Source organism: [Clostridium] aminophilum, assembly GCF_900101295.1.
Lineage (GTDB): Bacteria > Bacillota > Clostridia > Lachnospirales > Lachnospiraceae > Clostridium_R > Clostridium_R aminophilum_A.
In genome coordinates this window covers 1-19426 of sequence record NZ_FOIL01000050.1, presented here as the reverse complement: position 1 = coordinate 19426, position 19426 = coordinate 1, and the positions used below count along the sequence as shown (strand labels likewise).

The 19426-nt window shown below is 49.4% G+C and carries 22 protein-coding genes; 14 read left to right on the top strand and 8 right to left on the bottom strand.

Annotation, left to right across the window (positions count from 1 at the left end):
• Positions 1–215 precede the first annotated feature (215 nt).
• From BMW41_RS11515 to BMW41_RS11495, 5 genes are all read left to right on the top strand, one after another.
• Positions 216–890, top strand: a complete 675-nt coding sequence (locus BMW41_RS11515; RefSeq protein ID WP_074650209.1) for a vWA domain-containing protein — start codon at positions 216–218, stop codon at positions 888–890.
• Positions 887–1705, top strand: a complete 819-nt coding sequence (locus BMW41_RS11510) for an ADP-ribosylglycohydrolase family protein (RefSeq protein WP_074650208.1) — start codon at positions 887–889, stop codon at positions 1703–1705. Before BMW41_RS11515 ends, BMW41_RS11510 begins: the two co-directional genes overlap by 4 nt.
• 182 nt (positions 1706–1887) lie before the next feature.
• The gene (locus tag BMW41_RS11505) at positions 1888–2103 is read left to right on the top strand and encodes a hypothetical protein (protein WP_031473447.1); all 216 of its coding nucleotides are present in this window, start codon (positions 1888–1890) and stop codon (positions 2101–2103) included.
• Positions 2104–2117: 14 nt separating this feature from the next.
• Positions 2118–2864, top strand: a complete 747-nt coding sequence (locus BMW41_RS11500) for a TraX family protein (RefSeq protein ID WP_074650207.1) — start codon at positions 2118–2120, stop codon at positions 2862–2864.
• A gap of 47 nt (positions 2865–2911) precedes the next feature.
• On the top strand, positions 2912–3982 hold the full coding sequence (locus BMW41_RS11495; protein ID WP_074650206.1) for a macro domain-containing protein: 1071 nt from the start codon (positions 2912–2914) through the stop codon (positions 3980–3982).
• 103 nt (positions 3983–4085) lie between these two features.
• Here BMW41_RS11495 and BMW41_RS11490 read toward each other — a convergent pair whose 3' ends face one another.
• The gene (locus BMW41_RS11490; protein WP_074650205.1) at positions 4086–4514 is read right to left on the bottom strand and encodes an RNHCP domain-containing protein; all 429 of its coding nucleotides are present in this window, start codon (positions 4512–4514) and stop codon (positions 4086–4088) included.
• A 421-nt stretch (positions 4515–4935) separates the two neighbouring features.
• On the opposite strand from BMW41_RS11490, the gene BMW41_RS11485 reads away from it, so the two are divergent.
• The 5 genes from BMW41_RS11485 (at position 4936) to BMW41_RS11465 (ending at position 8798) form a co-directional block, all read left to right on the top strand.
• Positions 4936–5535: a nucleoside 2-deoxyribosyltransferase gene (locus BMW41_RS11485; protein ID WP_074650204.1), complete on the top strand. Its 600-nt coding sequence runs from the start codon at positions 4936–4938 to the stop codon at positions 5533–5535.
• 225 nt (positions 5536–5760) lie between these two features.
• Positions 5761–6702: a malate dehydrogenase gene (locus BMW41_RS11480; RefSeq protein ID WP_177171232.1), complete on the top strand. Its 942-nt coding sequence runs from the start codon at positions 5761–5763 to the stop codon at positions 6700–6702.
• Positions 6703–6727: 25 nt separating this feature from the next.
• Positions 6728–6931 (top strand): hypothetical protein, encoded by a 204-nt coding sequence (locus BMW41_RS11475; protein WP_074650202.1) that lies wholly within the window; start codon positions 6728–6730, stop codon positions 6929–6931.
• Positions 6928–8349 carry an alanine/glycine:cation symporter family protein gene (locus BMW41_RS11470; protein ID WP_074650201.1) on the top strand — a complete coding sequence of 474 codons (1422 nt, stop codon included), beginning with the start codon at positions 6928–6930 and terminating at the stop codon, positions 8347–8349. Before BMW41_RS11475 ends, BMW41_RS11470 begins: the two co-directional genes overlap by 4 nt.
• 191 nt (positions 8350–8540) lie before the next feature.
• Positions 8541–8798, top strand: coding sequence for a hypothetical protein (locus BMW41_RS11465; protein WP_143050868.1), 258 nt, complete (start codon positions 8541–8543; stop codon positions 8796–8798).
• Positions 8799–8940: 142 nt separating this feature from the next.
• Here the strand turns inward: BMW41_RS11465 and BMW41_RS11460 are convergent, their stop codons facing one another.
• Positions 8941–11184: an ABC transporter permease gene (locus tag BMW41_RS11460; protein WP_074650199.1), complete on the bottom strand. Its 2244-nt coding sequence runs from the start codon at positions 11182–11184 to the stop codon at positions 8941–8943.
• Between the two features lie 338 nt (positions 11185–11522).
• On the opposite strand from BMW41_RS11460, the gene BMW41_RS11455 reads away from it, so the two are divergent.
• The gene (locus BMW41_RS11455) at positions 11523–11807 is read left to right on the top strand and encodes a helix-turn-helix domain-containing protein (RefSeq protein WP_074650198.1); all 285 of its coding nucleotides are present in this window, start codon (positions 11523–11525) and stop codon (positions 11805–11807) included.
• Positions 11794–12987 (top strand): type II toxin-antitoxin system HipA family toxin, encoded by a 1194-nt coding sequence (locus BMW41_RS11450; protein ID WP_074650197.1) that lies wholly within the window; start codon positions 11794–11796, stop codon positions 12985–12987. The genes BMW41_RS11455 and BMW41_RS11450 overlap by 14 nt, the downstream gene beginning before the upstream one ends.
• Before the next feature lie 57 nt (positions 12988–13044).
• On the opposite strand, the gene BMW41_RS11445 is transcribed toward BMW41_RS11450, so the two are convergent.
• From BMW41_RS11445 to BMW41_RS11425, 5 genes are all read right to left on the bottom strand, one after another.
• The gene (locus BMW41_RS11445) at positions 13045–14139 is read right to left on the bottom strand and encodes an SIS domain-containing protein (RefSeq protein WP_074650211.1); all 1095 of its coding nucleotides are present in this window, start codon (positions 14137–14139) and stop codon (positions 13045–13047) included.
• Between the two features lie 14 nt (positions 14140–14153).
• On the bottom strand, positions 14154–14990 hold the full coding sequence (locus BMW41_RS11440) for a PTS system mannose/fructose/sorbose family transporter subunit IID (protein WP_074650196.1): 837 nt from the start codon (positions 14988–14990) through the stop codon (positions 14154–14156).
• 1 nt (position 14991) lies between these two features.
• Positions 14992–15792 (bottom strand): PTS mannose/fructose/sorbose/N-acetylgalactosamine transporter subunit IIC, encoded by an 801-nt coding sequence (locus tag BMW41_RS11435; protein WP_074650195.1) that lies wholly within the window; start codon positions 15790–15792, stop codon positions 14992–14994.
• Between the two features lie 22 nt (positions 15793–15814).
• Positions 15815–16303, bottom strand: coding sequence for a PTS sugar transporter subunit IIB (locus BMW41_RS11430; RefSeq protein WP_074650194.1), 489 nt, complete (start codon positions 16301–16303; stop codon positions 15815–15817).
• Positions 16304–16366: 63 nt separating this feature from the next.
• Entirely contained in the window at positions 16367–16834 is a 468-nt protein-coding gene (locus BMW41_RS11425; RefSeq protein ID WP_074650193.1) for a PTS sugar transporter subunit IIA, read from the bottom strand.
• Between the two features lie 337 nt (positions 16835–17171).
• Here BMW41_RS11425 and BMW41_RS11420 point away from each other — a divergent pair, with 337 nt between their 5' ends.
• Positions 17172–17903 carry a GntR family transcriptional regulator gene (locus BMW41_RS11420; protein ID WP_074650210.1) on the top strand — a complete coding sequence of 244 codons (732 nt, stop codon included), beginning with the start codon at positions 17172–17174 and terminating at the stop codon, positions 17901–17903.
• A 58-nt stretch (positions 17904–17961) separates the two neighbouring features.
• On the top strand, positions 17962–18315 hold the full coding sequence (locus tag BMW41_RS11415; RefSeq protein WP_074650192.1) for an arsenate reductase family protein: 354 nt from the start codon (positions 17962–17964) through the stop codon (positions 18313–18315).
• A 60-nt stretch (positions 18316–18375) separates the two neighbouring features.
• Here BMW41_RS11415 and BMW41_RS11410 read toward each other — a convergent pair.
• Positions 18376–19426: sigma 54-interacting transcriptional regulator (locus BMW41_RS11410; RefSeq protein WP_207646888.1), on the bottom strand; the 1051-nt coding region annotated here is incomplete at its 5' end.

Below are 19426 nucleotides of genomic sequence, written 5' to 3'. Positions count from 1 at the left end.
GTCTGTGCACGTCAACTATTGAAAGCGCCGTATACCGAACGGTACGTACGGTGCTGTGAGAGGACGGCGGTTAGTCACCGCCTCCTACTCGATTCCGGTTCCGTATAATGAGGGCAACTTCAGTAGCGATCACCTGAGTGGTGGAAGAGGAACGAAAGTCCGATTGCGGATTTTGATCTTATGTCAGTATGAGGCATCAGAAAGGAGACTTGATTATGCGGAAAGGATTAACGGAAGTAGTATTTATCCTGGATCGAAGCGGATCCATGCGGGGCCTGGAACAGGATACCATCGGAGGATTTAATTCCCTGATCGAGCGGCAGCAGAAAGAAGAGGGGGAAGCATACATTTCCGCCGTCCTGTTTGATGACCGGACCGAGGTCCTGTATGACCGGGTATCGGTTAACCGCGTTGAGCCGATGAACGACCGGCAGTATTATGCCAGAGGCTGTACCGCGCTGCTGGATGCGATCGGCGGCGCCATCCATCACATCGAGACCGTTCACCGGTATGCGAGGGAAGATGACCGCCCGGAGAAGACCATTTTCATCATCACGACGGACGGAATGGAGAATTCCAGCAGGCATTACTCCTATGAAGATGTAAAGCGGATGGTCGTACTAGAAAAAGAAGAGTACGGTTGGGAGTTTCTCTTTTTGGGGGCGAACATCGATGCGATCGAGGTGGCCGGGCGCTTCGGGATTCGGAAAGATCGCGCATTAAATTATCACTGCGACCGTGAGGGGACACGGCTGAATTATCAGGTATTAGACGAGACCGTGTCCGCTGTCCGTAGATCCCGGGACCGTGAGGAAATGGAGCGGGGCATGGAGATGTGCTGCGAGAGAATTCGGGAGGATTACAGGAGACGGAGGTCGGAGAGAAGATGATCGGAGCAATCTTAGGTGATATCATCGGCGCGCCGTATGAGTTTGACCGTGGACCGAAGGTGAAGGATTTTGGCCCGCTTTTTATCCGGGGATCGGAATATACGGACGATACCGTGATGACCATCGCTGTGGCCGATGCGCTGATGGAAGCAGGAAAAAATGCAGGCGAAGCGGAGGCGAAGAACCTGTTGATTTATTCCATGCGCCGCTGGGGACACCGGTATCCGTATGCCGGATATGGAAGCCAGTTTTTTGACTGGATCTTTGAGGATGATCCGAAACCATATAATTCCTGGGGAAATGGTTCCGCGATTCGGGTATCCTCTGCGGGCTGGCTCTATGAAACGATAGAGCGGACGCGGGAAGTGGCACGGTGGACAGCGGAAGTGACGCACAACCATCCGGAAGGAATTAAGGGAGCAGAAGCAACGGCCGCCTGCATCTTTCTCGCAAGGACCGGCACATCGAAAGAGGAGATCCGGGAATATGTCACGAGGGAATTCGGATATGACCTGTCCCGGACTTGTGATGAGATCCGGCCCGATTATCATCACATGGAAAGCTGCCAAAAGACCGTGCCGGAGGCTATTACGGCATTTCTGGAAGGACAGGATTTTGAAGATGTGATCCGCACGGCGGTCTCCCTCGGCGGCGACTGCGATACCCTCACATGCATTGCCTGCAGCATTGCGGAAGCGTTTTACGGTGTTCCGGAAGAACTGAAGGAAGAAGGGATGAAGAGGCTGACCGGAGAGATGAAGGACGTGGTGGAGCGGTTTGATTTAGAAAATGTAAAAAAAGAGGTATGGTGCTAACCATACCTCACACTGGATAACCAGAGAGACCTCGTCGGTCAAATATTCTTTATTGATTGCGTTGTCAGTTCAAAACACTTTTGGATAATGAAAAAGCATTTTCCTGATACTATTATAATCGACTTCTTTGAAAAGTCTATTGACAGAGTGTACAATGGAGAAGGTTAAGGAGGGCGTCTGTTATGAAAAGAAAAGGGTTATTTGACTTTGGATTTAATGATTTGAATCGCGACGGAAATATCAGCCCAATGGAGACAGCATTTGGAATGCAGGTAATGGACGAAATCTTTGGCAGCAGCGAAGACGGAGATTCGGACGAATGTGACGATGAATCCGAGGATTTCGATGATGACGATATGGACAAAGAATTCGAATCGGATGACGATTTTGACAACTGAGAAAGATAACTGATATGAACCTGAAACCTTATTTCACCTCCAACTACCTGAAACTGATCGCGATCCTCGCGATGACGGTCGACCACGGATCGGACCTGCTTTATCCCGGATTTCCGGCGGAGCCGGTCCCGATCTTTCTGCATTTGATCGGACGGCTGACCGCGCCGATCATGTGGTTCTTCGTGTGCGAGGGATATCACTACACCAAAGATGTAAAGAAGTATATCCTCCGGCTTGGAATTTTCGCCGTGATCTCACATTTTGCCTACTGTTTCGGGTTCGGCATCAGTCTGAACCCGTTTGAGGGCAGTATTTTCAACCGGACGAGTGTCATGTATCCGCTCTTCATCGCCGTGGTGGTTTTGTATCTGGAAGATCATGCGGACCGGATGAAGAACTGGATCAGGCACCTTCTTCAGACGGTTCTGATCTTCAGCGCGTTTCCGGCGGACTGGAGCTGCATCGCGGTCCTTGCGATTCTCGGGATGTATCGGGAGAGAGGAAATCTGGAATGTCAGATGCGGAAAATGATCCCGTGGGTGTTTGTCTATGCGCTGGTGTCGTATTTCTTTGTCAGCAAAACCTATGCGTTTGTTCAGGTCGGCGTCCTCATGGTTTATCCGATTTTGAAAATGTATAACGGCGCGCGGGGAAATGCGGCATGGATGAAATGGTTTTTCTATGCCTATTATCCGCTTCATCTGGCAGTGATCGGAATTCTCCGGCTGATGATCTACGGAGACACGAATATCTGTCTTTGAAGAATCTGTCTTTAAAAAACGCTCATAAGAAGAAAAGAGGAATGGATATGCCGCTGAAAATAGTCCGCAATGACATTACGCGCATGGACACGGACGCCATCGTCAACACGGCCGGCGAGGCGCCGGTGGTCGGAGCGGGATGCGACACCGCTGTCCATAACGCGGCAGGATATGAGGAGCTTCTTCAATACCGGATCGATCATATCGGAAAGAGACCGGAGGGAGACGTTTTTATCACACCGGGATTCCGGCTGAAGGCGCAGTATATCATTCATGCAGTGAGCCCGTTCTATATCGACGGAAAAAGCGGGGAGGAGGAAAAGCTCCGCGCATGTTACCGGAACAGTCTGAAAATGGCGAGAGAGCATGGGATCCGGTCCATCGCATTTCCCGTTATTTCCACCGGTTCCTTCGGGTATCCGCGGGAAGAGGGCGTCCGGATCGCGGTGGATGAGATAAATGCGTTCCTTTTGAATAACGAGATGCTGGTTTATCTGGTGGTGTTCGATGATTCCTCGACGCAGCTCGGGAAGCGGCTGGACGCGGCGCTGGAATCTTACATTGACCGGAATTATGTGAGAAAAAGGATCCGGGAAGAGTATTTGGACGAGGCGCGGCCGTTCCGGGAAGAATCTCCGGAATCAGGCGGCAGCATATTTCACAGGGAGGTATCCCGGCGAAAAGACGGGCCGGGCCGGGACCGAAAAGAGGAAGTTTTTCTGACGGAGGCGTTTGCGGAAAGGCATGAGAGCAGGCTTTCGGAGCGGATGAAGCATCTCGCGGATTCCTTTTCGGAATATCTTCTCTATCTGATCGCGGAAAAGCATCTGGACAACGCGGCCGTCTACAAGAATGCCATCGTCGATAAAAAGGTCTTTTCCAAGATCAAGAACCATCCGGATTATCATCCGCAGAAGATGACGGCGCTCTGCCTGTGCATCGGCGCACGGCTGAATCTGGACGAGACAAAGGATCTTCTGGCCCGCGCCGGATATGCGCTGTCGCCCTGTGATAAGACCGACATCATTTTCTCTTATTTTATCGAGAACGGAATCTATGACATGATCGAACTGGATATTCAGCTGGAAGAGCACGGTCTTCCGTGCATCATCCGATAATGCAAAGAACGGGACGAAGCGGGGCCGACGCACTAACTTGAGTTAGTGCGCCTGCCCCGTCTCTTTCTTTTCCTGTTTCCTCACGAAAGAGTTCCCAAAAGAGTTACCATTTCAGCACTCCGTCGCCGCCCATCATCCGCGTCATTTCCTCAATCCGTTCCAGAGGAAACGGCGGCGCGGAAACCGGCCTCATCGCGATTGACATCAGCTTCATGGGGTTGTCATCTGCCGCCACGCGGTTCGAACTCAGGGCACCGCATACCCGGCATCGATGTACAAGAGCCCATTCCCCGTTCTTTCTGACCCAAACGGCAATCGGCTCCATCGCTCCGCCGCAATCAGCTTGGCGATCTCCCGGCTCGATGTCCAAATGCTTACTGTGAAGACAATACGGGCAATGATTTCTGTGTTCACTCCCGGCACCGTTCGGAACAACGGTCCTTCCGCATACATTGCAGATGAAAGTTTCGTTGCAGGGGTGTGTTTTATAGTAACCTTTATCAAATGATTTTCGTTTGTTTTCCCTATTCATGGGGTTTGTCCTCCTAAAAGTAAAATCATAAACCCTTTGGGAGGTTTGTCGGATTGTAAGCAAACCTCCCGGTTATGCTACAATCTCCAGTGTGTTGATTTTGATCAAAAAACATTCTCCTTGTGGAAATGACATTTCAGGCCGGCACCATGCCGGTCAAAGCTACCATAGTTTCAATATACGCTTATCGATTTCGGCATGCAATACAGTACAGCACATTTCCCGTTAGAGAGCAGTGATCCTTCGCTGGGATTTTTTTTCGGATATAGTATATAATGAAACAAAGTGGATGGTGGCTGCATTGGACGATGCAGGCAGAGAACAAGAGGTCGGCCCGGATAAGAACAGTGTTTGATGTCTGCGCAGGTTGGTGTGCTTTCATGTTTTTTTGGATGGTTGAAGCAGAAAGGGGATATTGTAGATGAAAAAAGGATCGATGAAACTGGTGAAGATACTGGCGGTAATGTTTCTTCTGACGTTTGTCTCCGGATGCGCTGGTAATCAGAAGGCGGCTGAAAGCTCCGCCGCTGCAGAGACCAGGGAAGTCAAAACGGAAGAAAACAAGGCGGCGGAAGGAAAAAAGGTCTACTTTGCAGGGCCGCTCTTCAACCACGCGGAGAAAGATTTTAATCGGAAAGTGGTGGAAATTCTCGAGGAGAACGGTTATCAGGTCTTTCTGCCGCAGCGTGACGGGATTGAGGCGGCACTTCTGGAGGGGAAAAGCGAAGAAGAGCTGACGCGTATGATCTTTGATCTGGATTCCGGAGAGGTGGAAAAGGCGGATATCATCTTTATGAATCTGGACGGCCGGGTTCCGGATGAGGGGGCCTGCGTTGAACTTGGCATTGCCTTCGGAAAAGGAAAACGATGCTATGGATTTAAGACGGATACCCGCTCCGTGGAGCTGGGACTGGATCTGAATCCGATGATCAGCGGCTGCATGAACAGAATTTTCAAGAATACGGATGGGGATGCATTGCTCGAGGAGATCCGGAAGTATCTGGCAGAGAATAATCTGTAAGCAGACCGAAGGAAAGGGAAAAAGTTATATCGCTGGAAAGAACGGGATAAGTCACGGTTCCGGGAAGAACACGGTCTTCCGTGCTTTATCTGGTGACCGGTGAAGTTTACAGATATCATATGGATGATTTGCCGCTGTACACTCGTGACGTTCGTCGTGAGTCAGGCGGCATTTCTTGAAATATACGATTGCACAGACAATTCAGGAGAATATGAGGAGAGCGGAATGAAAGTTGCGATTATAGGAGTCGGCAATGTAGGAAAAACGATATTTCACGACCTTCAATATGTGAATATGATCGATGAGATTACGCTGATCGGACGAAATCTGGATAAAGTGAAGGCAGAAGTTCTGGATGCGGAAAGTGCTGCCGTGGTGAGGGGGGCGAGATGTCCAAGGCTTTCCTTTGGGGGATACGAAGCTTCCGGCGGAGCTGACATTCTGATCTTTACTGCGGGGGCACCGAACTTAACGGAAGACCGGATGGATCTGCTTCGGGCAAACTGCGCTGTCGCGGAGACGGTTTTTTCGGAAATCAACCGGTACAACACCGGCGGCTTGATCATTACTGTGACCAACCCGCTGGATGTGATTACCATGAAGGTCCGGCAGCTCACCGGGCGGAATCCACGCAGGGTTATCGGCTCCGGAACACTTTTGGAGAGCGGAAGACTGACCCGGTTTCTTGCGGAGTTTCTGGAGGTGTCAAGCCGGTCGATTCAGCTGTCAGTGGTCGGAGAACATGGAGCGAGTGCGGTTTCGCTTCTCAGTTCGATCCGGATTATGGGGATGACCGTGGAGGAATATCTCAGGAGTACAACCGGTGAGAAGATGGTTTTGAAGAGCAGCCAGCTGAATGAGATTGCCCGAAATGAGGCGTTAAAAATCTTTCGTGGAAAAGGATATACCAGCACCGGCATTTCTGCGACGGTCTGCCGGATTGTCTCCGCGGTTGCCGAAGATCGCCGGGAGCTTCTGCCGGTTTCCACCGTCCTGCAGGGCGAGTATGGTGTGCACGGCGTTGCCGTCTCGGTGCCGTCGATCATCGGACGCGACGGCGTCGAGGGGATTCCGGAGTATGAGATGACGGAAGACGAGAGAAACGGTTTTCTGGCTTCGGTGGATGTTGTGAGGAAGGCGGCTCAGGACGCCGGGATTCCGGTATGAGATCAAAAAGGAATTCGTTATCTGGATGAGCTTTACGGATATGGACCTCTTGATCTCCATGCAGCTGCTTTTGCTGTTTATACTTCATTCTTCAGGAACGACAGGAAATCCCAAGGATATCTTTCGTTTTCAGGAAGCGGTTGCTCAGAAAGTCTTGCCATTCCATACAAAACAAATGTATAATGCTCTCAAAAAACAATTTAACACTGTAAAGGAGGAAAACGTTTGAGCTTTGCTTCAATTATCGAGAGTATTGACAGTTTTCTGTGGGGGTGGCCGCTGATCATTCTTCTGTTCGGCACGCATCTTTTCATGACTGTGAAAACCGGTCTGATTCAGAAGGAGATTTTTAAGGCAATCCGCCTGTCCGTGACCAAAGATCCGGATGTGGAGGGCGATGTCTCACAGTTCGGTGCGCTGACCACGGCGCTTTCTTCGACGATCGGCACCGGCAATATCATTGGCGTCGGAACGGCGGTGGCTCTCGGCGGACCGGGGGCGGTGCTGTGGATGTGGCTGACCGGAATTTTCGGTATCGCGACGAAGTACGCGGAGACACTGATTTCCGTGAAATACCGTGTAAAGAGTGAGGACGGTTCCATGCTGGGCGGCGCGATGTACGCGCTGGATCGGGGACTGGGTAAGAAATGGCTCGGCGTCGTTTTCGCCTCTCTGGCAGCGGTCTGTGCGTTCGGCATCGGCAACATGGTGCAGGCAAATGCGATCGTGGCAAATCTTCGACAGAATTTTGCATGGGATGAGAGTCCGAACGGGACAATGCTGATGTATACGGCTGCATTTGCGCTCAGCGCGATGGTCGGTCTGGTCATCATCGGCGGTCTGAAATCGATCACCCGCGTGTCGGAAAAACTTGTTCCGTTTATGGCACTGTTCTATGTCATCAGCTGTTCGGTGATTCTGGTCCGCAACGCCGATGTTCTCGGTGAGGCGGTCAGGACGATCATCACCTCTGCGTTTACGACAACGGCAGCAGGCGGCGGATTTGTCGGAAGCACGGTGGCGACTGCCTGCCGGTACGGTTTTGCGAGAGGACTGTTCTCCAATGAATCCGGTATGGGCTCGGCTCCGCTGGTTGCTTCCGCGGCGCAGACCCGTAATCCGAAGCGACAGGCGCTGGTTTCCATGACCGGAACGTTCTGGGACACGGTGGTGGTCTGCCTGATGACGGGACTGGTACTTGTCTCCAGCATCATCAAGCATCCGGAGATCGACGGCCTGTCGGGAAATGGTTCCGAACTGACAACGCTGGCGTTTTCCATGATTCCGGTGATCGGCGTGCCGATGCTCGTGATCGGTCTGGTGACGTTTGCCTTCTCGACCATTCTCGGATGGTATTATTACGGCGAGCGGTGCGCGGTCTATCTGTTTGGCGAGAAAGTCATCCTGCTGTATAAGATTCTCTGGATTGTTTCCATCTTTGTGGGATCGCTGGTGGAACTGAATCTGGTATGGAATATCGCGGATCTTCTGAACGGTCTGATGGCGATTCCGAACATTATTGCGGTGCTTCTTCTCTCAAAAGTGATCACGGAAGAGACGAAGAAGTACTCCGGCGAGCATCTTGAGGACAGGGATGATACGGAGATTCCGGTTTTGAAGAACTCGAAGAAAGGCGTTTTGTTCTGAATTCTGAGACGTAAACAGTTTTAAAAATATCTGGAGTATTGCGGAATTGAATACAAAGATTGGGGGATACAACCTCAATGAACAAAGCCGGTACACATCGAAAAATGTGTTCCGGCTTTGTAATGTCTTATTCCTGATTAAGCCTTCGCTTTATTCTGCAGCGCTTCCAGTTGGGAGTCGCGATTCAGAATGTGTTTCGAGAGAAGTTCGCGGCCCCGCTCCAGATCCCGATCCCGTATCGCCTTCCGGAAGCCTGGGACAACCGGTATTTCAAGATTTCGAAGACGGCCTATTACGCACTGATGACATTCAGTCTTTGTGTGACCCTGTTCATCATTGTGCTGTCTTTACGGACACTGACACTTCCGTTGATCGTATTTACTGTTTCGGCCATTGTTGTGTTCTTTATCTATGCAACTCTCCGGCAGAAGAGCTACGAACTTCAGTGATCAAAATGGAGTCCCGGTTAGCGATAGGGAATATCTTCTCCAGATATCATTTTATGTCATAGCATAAAAACAGGCCCCTGAGGAGCGACGGCTCTTCGGGGGCCTGTTGATGCAGTTAAATCATAAGGAGGGGGTCTCTCCACTATTCGTTCGCACTGACGTAATCCAGCTCATTGATCTTTTTGATCTGATTCAGGGTGAAACCCGCTGAAAGAACATAGATTATAAGGACCAAAAGAAAATCCCTTATAAATGCCGTGACGGAGTAGTACAAGAATACTCCTACTGCGGTGGTGCCCAGAAGATACGGCACAGCCAGTTTGGACAGATGAAATCCCGCGATCAGTCCGACCGCTCCGCACACGGCGGAGAATACCGCGGTGCTTGTGAGAAAGATTGTCTTGAGCTCCCGGTAGCTGTATCCGAGCACGGAAAAGATCGCAATCTGCCGTTGTGATGCGCTTACGGAAAAACGGACAATAAACGCAACGACAGCCATGTAAAAGACGGTTGCGACAATATACAGGAATATGCTCATTCGTTTGGACTCCGGTTCCAGGCTTTCGGCGGGTCTTATAAAGTCTTCCTTCCGGTAAGCGCCAAGGAGTTCGGCCGGCTTATAATCGCAGGCTTTGTTTGAATAGACGCTGTTGTAGACCCGTTCCTTTCCCAGCCGTTCCCTCAGATCATCAATATTCATGTAAGCGGTATACATGACCCGGTAATCGGTGATGGAAGCGACCGTAAAGGCATATTCTTTTCCGGTTACTTCATCAAATACATTCAGCTCGTCATTTTCCTTCAGGCCGTAGCGGGAGGCCAGTGCGTTGCTGATGATGACTTTACCGTTGAGATTTTCGGTATCTACAGGGAAGAATTCGCTTGGCGATTCAAGACCGATAAACGGAACATCCGCCACATAATCCATGTTGTTTATTTTAAATACCTTTTTATATACCGACTCTCCGGTATCGGACGGCACGTCGGTATCGTCGACAAGGTCATATACATATTCGTAGTTGATTTCGGCCGGAAGGCGGTCCATGATATTTACCAGATACTGGTCGAGACCGGTACCGAGCATATAGATCAGCCCCGCCACCAGCGAACCGGTCATAAGGATCAGGAATAAGCCTTTATCCTTTATAAACTGCGAACATATAAGATCAAACATAATCCGGTGCGCCCTTCCCGGATTCCGGCGCCGGGGGATACCGGTATCAAATGTTCCCTTCAGCAATGACACGGGGGACATCGAGAGCGTTTTGTTCAATCTCATCCAGTTGATCAGAAAGCAGATGACAGGCGGCATCAGGATACAATACGGAATGCTGAAAGGAGAGGCTATGACCGGCACCCGTGGGATGCAGTAATAGTTGGAAGGAGAGATGATCGTCGCCGCGCTGAACCATATGCTGGCTGTCCAGCCCGCGCATCCGGCGATGAGGGCGATCAGCGTCGAGGGCGCAAGATACATAAGGATCACCTCGTGTTTTTTCACACCCATGGCGTAAAGCGCCCCGATGGATGCGCTTTCTCTCTCAATCGATGTCTTTATTCCGAGATAGAACACAACGGAGACGAGAACAACCAGTCCGATGCCGAGAATGTCCCCTCCCAGTTCATAGGCATATCCGTCGATGATCGCCCGGCACATTCTGGCATTGTTGGCCCGGGGGACAAAGGTCAGGACAGCGTCGTTGTGATCGCCAATATTCAGCAGTTCCTTTCGCAGATCATCATCCGTTAAACCTTCTGCCAGTTTATAGGAATAGACAAAGTCCTGTCTTGTCTCCGAACCCAGTTCGGATAATAACGCCGCATAATCCTCGTTGGTCAGGAAGGCAAGACCGAACAGCTCACTGTTGGAACTGTAATCCGAGATGTTCCTGGCAGGCATATCATAATCCGTGACCGAACCGAGACCGGTAATCCGATAGGTCCGGGAGGCGATACGGATGGTATCTCCGGCGGAAAGCCCATATGCCGCTGCGTAACATTTGTCTATCACCAGTTCACCGGTCTGACGGGGGAGCGAGCCTTCGTCAAGAACCAGCCGGTCGATCTTTGTGCGAACCTTAAAGAATCGCAGGATACTGCCGTTTTCCATCTCCCGGTCAAAGGAAAAGATCCGTTCGGTGGTGACCCCCTTTTGCTGTAATGTGTCCTCTGCCGGTTCGGCAAGCGGTCTTCGAAGAGAAAACTGACCGTCCTGATAATTGGAAGTGATATAATTCGCCTCACAGACAACCTTGGTTGAGTAAGTCACAGAGGCTAAGGTGGATGCGATATACATGCCGATGGCGATGAGCAATGCCATCAGCAGATAGGTGTTCCTGTTCCGCAGGATGTCTCTGGGAATGTTGTTTTTTAAAATCCCAAGCATGATCGAAGTCCTCCGCATTCGCCGATTACGATTAAAAAAAAGAATGTTATTATTTATTATAACTCAGGGCCCTGATGAAAGACACATGGCATTATCGGTAAGTGCGGAAAAAGTTCAAGCGGATGCAAAAACAAATTCGCATGCTCCGGATATTCGTTCATGGTCAGAACGCAGCTCCCAATACGTTTTTTTTGGAAACCCACGAGAGAAGTAACTTCTGATGATGACAATGACGCTTTGTGTGCACAAAACAGGAGCGAAATGCTACTATAGTAGCGAAATGTTGAAGAAATTGACCATAAATGCTATAATAGTAGCGAAGAGTGAGGTGGCCGATAATGAATGATATCAACTACTTATGGGATACGCCTTCCGATGTTGCGTTAAGATTGGCGGATAAGATCAAGAACATTAGAAAAAGAAAAAAAATAACACAAAAAGAACTGGCAGGAAGAAGCAATGTAAGCTATGCGACATTGCGGAAATTTGAAAAAACCGGTCAGATTTCATTGGAATCATTTATCAAACTGGTCATGGAACTTGGCTGTATTCAGGAAATAAATAATCTTTTTACAGAACCGGTTTATAACAGTATTGAAGAGGTGATCAATGCGAAAAAATAGAACGTTGGATGTTTATTATCATGGGCAACATGTAGGTACACTTGCGGAGGCTCCTGATAAACGTATTGCGTTTCAGTATAGCGAAGAATGGCAGAAAAACGGGTTTTCAATCAGTCCGTTTTCATTGCCGATAAAAAATGATGTCTTTGTTCCCAATGAAAGATCCTTTGATCGGTTTGGCGGACTATTTGGTGTTTTTGCGGATAGTCTCCCTGATAGTTGGGGGCAGCTTCTTTTGGATCGCTACCTGGAATCTATAGGTATCAAGAGAGGAGAAATCTCTACCTTGGATAGGTTGGCATATGTCGGACAAAGCGGTATGGGAGCCCTTGAATATCTGCCTTCAAGGGAAGCAGATTTTGATTACAGAAATACAGGCTTGGATTATGACATCATTGCAAAAGAGTGCGAAAAGATTCTTTCTTCAAAACGTTCGGATCAGTTGGATGTTCTGTTTAAGATGGGTGGATCCAACGGAGGCACAAGGCCCAAAATACTTCTTTCGGAGGATAACCGGGATTGGATCGTAAAATTTCCGTCAAAGAACGATACGGAGATAAGCGGAAAATGTGAGTATTCATTATGTGCAAAAAGATGTGGGATCAATATGACGGAAACCGCTTTGATTTCATCGTCAGTATGCGATGGATACTTTAAAACGGAACGCTTTGACAGAAAAGATGGAGAGAAGGTATTTTCCATTACATTTGCCGCGTTGTTGGAAGCGGATTTTCGCGCCCCGTCCTGTGATTATGAAACCTATTTCAAATTAACAAGAGCACTTACGAAAGATGCTGTATTCGATAAAGAGCAGTTATTCCGAATCATGTGTTTCAATGTTGCTGCGCACAATAGGGATGATCACACAAAAAACTTTTCATTTCTTCATACGAATACGCAAGGATGGAAACTTGCTCCGGCATATGATCTTACGTATAGTGATACCTATTGGGGGGAGCATACTTCTTCGGTAAACGGTAAAGGCAGGGATATTACTAAGGAAGATTTGATTAAGCAGGGGCTAAAGGCCGGACTGTCAGAGAAAAAATGTCTGGATTTATATGATGAGATTAACGATAAAACGAAAGCATTGACTCGATATTATGAGCCTGACCAAAATAGGAAGGGACATATTCCATTTCGTGATCGTATCTTTGATATCATTGAGCCGGAAAGATGAAAAAACGCCGCTGCCCATGATCGGGAAAGCGGCGGTTTTTCTGTAAACCAGATTGAATTATTTTTCGTAATGATCACGGACTCCATCCAGTTCCTTGCTTCCGATTCTTGCATGGAAGTTAGGGTCCTTTGGGATGTCGGGATTCCGGCCGAGATCAGCAGCCGCACGGCAGGAGACGATCTGAAGTGGGATAATATATTCCCAGCAGGAGAAGAGAGGATCTTCTGTGAAATCGGTCAGGCAGTACCGGTCGGAGTTCTGCTGAATGCCATCCGGAGAACCGATCAGATAGTTGTGCGGAGTCCACTCACCAAGGATTTCGATCAGTTTCTCGGTCCTCGGTTTGTAATCCCCTTCCGACGCGAGATAGAAGAGATAGGAGTCTTCAGTGATGGAATTATAGATTCCGTGGAAGAATTCTTCGATATCGTATCCGGTCACGCCCTGGCGGACGGTTTCCAGAATCTTCAAAGCGCCCTCCAGAATCGATCCGTAATTATTGTCATATCCGACCACAATGATTCTCTTTGCCGGAAGAAAATCTTCCCGGATGCTCTCATACCAGTTGTCTGCCGCATGGATGATGTTATCCAGATTATCGATGACGCGGATCATTCGCTGATAGTACATCTGCGCAGTCGCTTCGGAGATTTCTCCTTTGGCGAGGGCAAGCTCCGTCAGCATGATCTCAATGGTGAGGGTCGATCCGGCAAACCCCTTGGTTTTGGCACCGCACTGTTCATTGTCCACACAAATTCTTGTCTGTGTATCGGCATGACGGAAGATCAGAGCGGTCGGATTTTCAGACACCGCTGCGGTGAAAAGTCCCTGTTTTTTTGCGGAATCCAGTCCTTCAACCGTAGAAAGACTCTGGCCACCCTGAGAGATTCCGATTACAAGCGTGTTTTTATTGAACACCTTCTCATACCGGTGAAACTGTGTCGGATACATTGGAAACACTTTCTTCTGAAGGATTTCTTCCAGATATCGCTTGGCGTTTAATCCGGCGTGATAGCTGGTTCCGGAGCCAAGAAGATAGATTTGATCGATGCTTTTTTCTTTATAGTATTCCACGAATTCCCGAACGATTTCTGTCCGGTTGTCAAGAATGCGGTGAAGCACAGCAGGTGTTTCACAGATATAATCATACATTTTAGATGTGCTCATTATAAGATACCGGTGACGGAACCGAGCACTCCGACAAGGATGATACCCCAGAGGAGTGTGGTGGTCTTAAATCCTTTCTGTAAAAGTTTGTAAATGATGAAGGTCAGGCTGAGCGGCAGGAAACCGGTGATAATTCCGTCGAAAATGTCCTGAAGAACCACTTCCGCGCCGCCGACTGTGATGACAAGAGATGTGGAGAATGAGATCATGGAGGCACACATGGAGCCGACAACCGTGAGACCCAGAATTTTTGCCGTTTCGGTCAGAACCGCCACAGCGCCGCCCTTTGTCATGCTTTCAAGGAAGCTGACGCCGCTCTTATAGCCGATCTCAAGACCTTTATAGCGAACAAAAAAGTTCGGAATATTGTAGATCAGGAGAAACAGAATTGCGCCGAGAACACTGCCCTTCGCCGCGATGGAACAGCCAATGCCGGCGCCGATGATCCGGAGGGTTCCCCAAAAGAAGGAATCACCGATGCCGGCCAGTGGCCCCATCAGCGCTGTTTTCACCGCGTTGATGGATTCTTCGTCCGGAATCTCCCCGCGCTCTCTGGCGGCTTTAAACTGTTCTTCCATTGCGATTACCGCGCCGGTGATGAAGGTTACCACGGCCGGCGTGGTGTTGAAGATGGCGAGATGCCGTTTCAATGCGGCCCTGGCTTCTTCACCCTCCGGATACATTTTTTTCAGCGCCGGAGCAATGCCGAATGCGAATCCGAGGTTCTGCATACGGTCGTAACAGAAGGCTCCCTGGAGAGGAAATGATCTCCAAAAGGTTTTCCGGAAGATATCTTTGGTCATTACCGATTTGTTGTTTGTGGTCTGATTTTCCATATTACAGTTCTCCTCCCAGATCATCTGACATTTCGGACGGTTCTGCACAGGATGCAGCGGGGGCGTGTTCTTTGGTAGCCATAGTGTAGTGATAGACGGTATAGGCGATTGCCGTTCCGATGACGGCGGCGCCGACGGTGTTGACTCCCATCAGCGCGGTGAGAGCCCAGCCGATAAAGAAGAACGCCGCATTTTTTTTGTCAAAAAGAAGCTGCATAAGGATGGCGATTCCAAGGGCCGGAAGCATACCGCTGGCGATACTCAGACCTTTGATGACACTCTGAGGAATCCGATCGACAAATGCGCCGATCACGGCAGACCCGAGAAGGGATCCCGCAAAAACGAGAACGAAATAACTGACAAAAAACAATCCGGCACCACACCAGAGTGCACGGTCAACACCGCTGTAATCGCCGCGGTCGGCCGCTTTATCTGCCTGACGGACAAATGCCGCATTCAGGGTCCGGTCGAGAATGCCGACCAGCTGACCGAGGGTTGCGATTGGAAGTGCCAGGGCAACCGCCGCGCTGATGTCAAGGCCGGAGATGATGGCAAATGCTGTTGCAAGAATGGTTCCGGAGACCGTATCCGGCGGTGTCGCGGATCCGATGCCGGCAACACCCATCATCACAAGTTCCAGAGAAGCACCGATTACGATGCCGGTTGTAAAATCACCGAGAATCAGTCCGACCAGCGGTCCGAGGACCAGCGGACGGTCGATCATCATAATTCCAAAAACTCGGCTGTCCCAGATACCGATTCCGGCGAGTAGGCCCAATAATGCCGCCTGAATAAAACTCATACGTTTCCCCTTCCTTTTTGGTTTATCGATTGTAAACGGTTCGTATTTCCTCAGAGGTAAGTTTTTTGGATGACGGAACTGCCTGCATGTAAAGTTCCAGTCCCCGGGATTCCAATTGGTTCATAATCTGTATGTCCCCGGAACTCATATAGGAGTTCATGTCAATCTGCTTTTTTCCGTCTCCGCTTCGAAGACCGCCCAATAAAACGGTCTTTACGGCTTCACCGGTTTTTGAGATGACATATTCCGCGTCATTCATCGTTTTGGTGAGAACGAGAATACGGCGCGGGGCATGTTTGGGATTATTGATGACATTGACTGCGCCGTCCAGAGATTTCATGGACAGAGTGACCCCGGGCGGACAGGCCAGACGAAATGCCGTCTGCATGGTTGCATCGCGGATGACCTCGTCGTTTGCGATCAGAATCACGTCTGCCTTCAGAAAACCGACCCAGGAAACGGCGACCTGGCCGTGAAGAAGACGGTCATCAACTCGAAGTACCGTTATCATTGTTTGTTCCTTTCTGTTTGGGATGTGTGAAATGTTTGAAATGTGACAGTTTGGAAAAAATGCTTACAGTTCGCCGCTGTCGGCGGAATCCGGGCTTTCCGCAAACTCGCAAAAATCGGAAGAAGCCCCGGCGGAATCACCGACAATCTGAAGTGATGTTCTTGCTTCGGCGAGGATTTCTTCAATCTGTGCGCGATCTTCCGGTAGATTTCCGGCGGTCTCCAAAACGGCGATTTCAAGGAGAAGCCCCAGATTCAATCCGGAGACAATGATCAGATTAGAATGCGTATTCAGCATGGACAGCGCCGATCTGGTTGTGCTTCCGCCCGGAATATCAGTGAGAAGAACGACAGTCTCATTTTTAGGATAGGCACAGATGGCATTTTCCAGCATCGAATTCACCATGTCGGTGGAAGAATCCGGCCGAATGCTGAGTGCAAGCGGGGCGGCAACATCACCGAGAATCATCCGGCAGGACTGTGTAATGCCCCGGGAGAATTCTCCGTGTGTCAGAATGATGATATTTTTCATGGTTTTGTCCTCCTGGCCTGTGCTGACAGAATGGATTGTCGGCATAAGCTGCGGGATGTCCGGAAACAGGATGCAAGTCTGAGGCGTTCTGATTCGGGAGTTTGAGTTGATAGTGACAAAATGTATATACATTTAAGTATAATATAGAAACTTATATCATAAATGTCAATACATTTTAAAACTATTTTGCATATACAAAGTGATTTGACTTTCCACAATCAAAATAGTATGATTTGAATAGATGTATAGACAAAATATTTAAAGGGAAACGTTGATGAAATCAGTGTTTCCTTCGTTCTCTTCCAGAAAAGAGAAGAATGGGAGGAAGCCGGAAGCAATGAAACAGAAGTCACAATACCAAAGGATCTTTGAGTACATTTCTGAACAGATCACGGCGGGAACACTTCGCCCCGGAGATCAGCTTCCAACCGAGATGCAGCTGTGCGACCGCTTTGGTGTGAGCCGTATGACAGTCAACAAGGCGCTGGGGGAGCTGGTCCATCAGCATTATATTCGAAGGATTCCGGGCAAAGGGTCTTTTGTGGAAGACCCGGAGGCGAATGTGCTAAAAGAGGTGACGAACATCGGTCACTCCAGTTTTTCAAGCGATATTGAGGGGATTCACAAAAAGCCGGGAGCGATTCTGGTCGAATATCGAGTGATGCACGCCGCGGAAGCGGAAGAAGTTCAGCAAAAACTGGGACTGCAGGATGAGGAATTGTTACACTTTATCTGCCGGATTCGCACCATTGACGGTGTACGGACTGCACTGAGCAAAACCTATATACCGACAAAGTTTCTTCCGGCACTTGATGTCAACATTCTGGAGCATTCACTGTATCAGTATCTGGATCAGCGGTACGGGATTCATCCGGCTGCGGTGGAATACACATTCCGTGCAGTGATGTCAGACAAACATCAGCAGGAACTGCTGGAGATTGAGCCATGTGCGCTTCTTGTTTCCAGCCATGTCAGCGCAGCGGAACCGGGAAAACGGTTTGAATATACGGAGACATATTATGTCGGAAGCCGGTATACCTATCATTTCAATCTTGAGAACAGGAATTAAGAGAAGAATCCGTTTAAGACGGATCAACTATCTGTAGAATGGTTTAAAGGAGGTCAGTATGGTTCAGGTTTATTGTTACGATCGATGCACGACATGCAAAAAAGCGCTGAAATGGCTGGATGAAAAAAATATCCCGCATGAGGTGATTGACATCAAAGAGCATCACCCCGATGAAGCGAAGCTGAAAGAATACTATCGAAAGAGCGGCCTTCCCTTAAAGCGCTTCTTCAACACCAGCGGACAGATCTACCGTCAGATGGAACTGTCCAAAAAGATTCCGGATATGACGGAAGAGGAGCAGATCCGTCTCCTGGCATCCGACGGCATGCTGGTAAAACGGCCGCTTCTGATCAAGGACGATCATGTGCTGACCGGATTTAAACAGGAGGAGTGGGAGAGTCTTCTTCTGTGAAGAGCGGAAAGACACCGGCAGCCCGCCCCGACCTGTACGAGGCCGGGGCGGGCTGCATTTCTATGGTCTGTTTTTTCTGAGACGGTATTGGAGACTCTGGCGTTTCAGCCCCAGCGCCTCCGCAGATTTCGATATATTCCCCTTATAGTGATTCATGGTTTTTCGGATGTAAGTCTGTTCGAATTTTTCCACAGCTTTTTTCAGATCCTCCGGCACAAAATCCTCATCCGGTATATCCGCGGCAGCGCTGTTGTCCGTGAGAAATGCGGGGAGATCTTCCGGAAGGATTTCCGGCCCTTTTCCCCGTGACATTGCATAATCCACCGCGTAATTCAGTTCTTTCCGGTTTCCGGGCCATGGATAGGCCTCCATGTATTGCAGCGCTTTTTTGGAAATGCCGGAAAATCGGTTGCGGAAAATGGAAAGGTTTTCATTGTCCGAAATCCGGTCATGAATGAGACTCTGGATATCTTTTTGCCGTTCCCGCAGCGGCGGTACATACAGGGTGCAGACCGAAAGACGGTAATACAGGTCAATGCGGAAATGTTTGTTTTTTACAAGTTCCGGCAGGATTTCGGATGTCGTTGAGATAACCGAAAACGCGCTGCGAATATCGTCGCTTCCGCCAATCCTTCGGAAGGAATCACCCTGCAGGACATGGAGCAGGATGCCCTGGGCGCGAAGGGAGAGGGAACCGACCTCCTCCAAAAGAAGAATGCCTCCGTCCGCCTTTTCAAGAAGTCCGTTCCGTTCGTCTTCATTTCCGGACTCTGTGCCCAGAAGAACCTGTTCCTGCAGTTCTTCCGGAATGGCAGCGCAGTTCATGACCTGAACCGGCCGATCCTTTCGGAGACCGGTGTTGCCGATCCCGTATGCCAGCATCTCCGTCTCCGTTCCTTCTTCACCGGAGATCAGAAGATTTTCCGTTTTCTGAGCAGCCCGGAAGGCATCGATCATCAGTTTTTTCATGGCGACGCTTTCGGCTGAAATGTTTTCCAAAGATTTCCCCGAGAATTGGTTTACCTGAAGCCGGCTTTCTTTCAGCGCATCCTCAATCCGGCTCAGTTCTTTGATTTTCCCTTCTACCATTTCCATGTTCATCTCGGTGTCG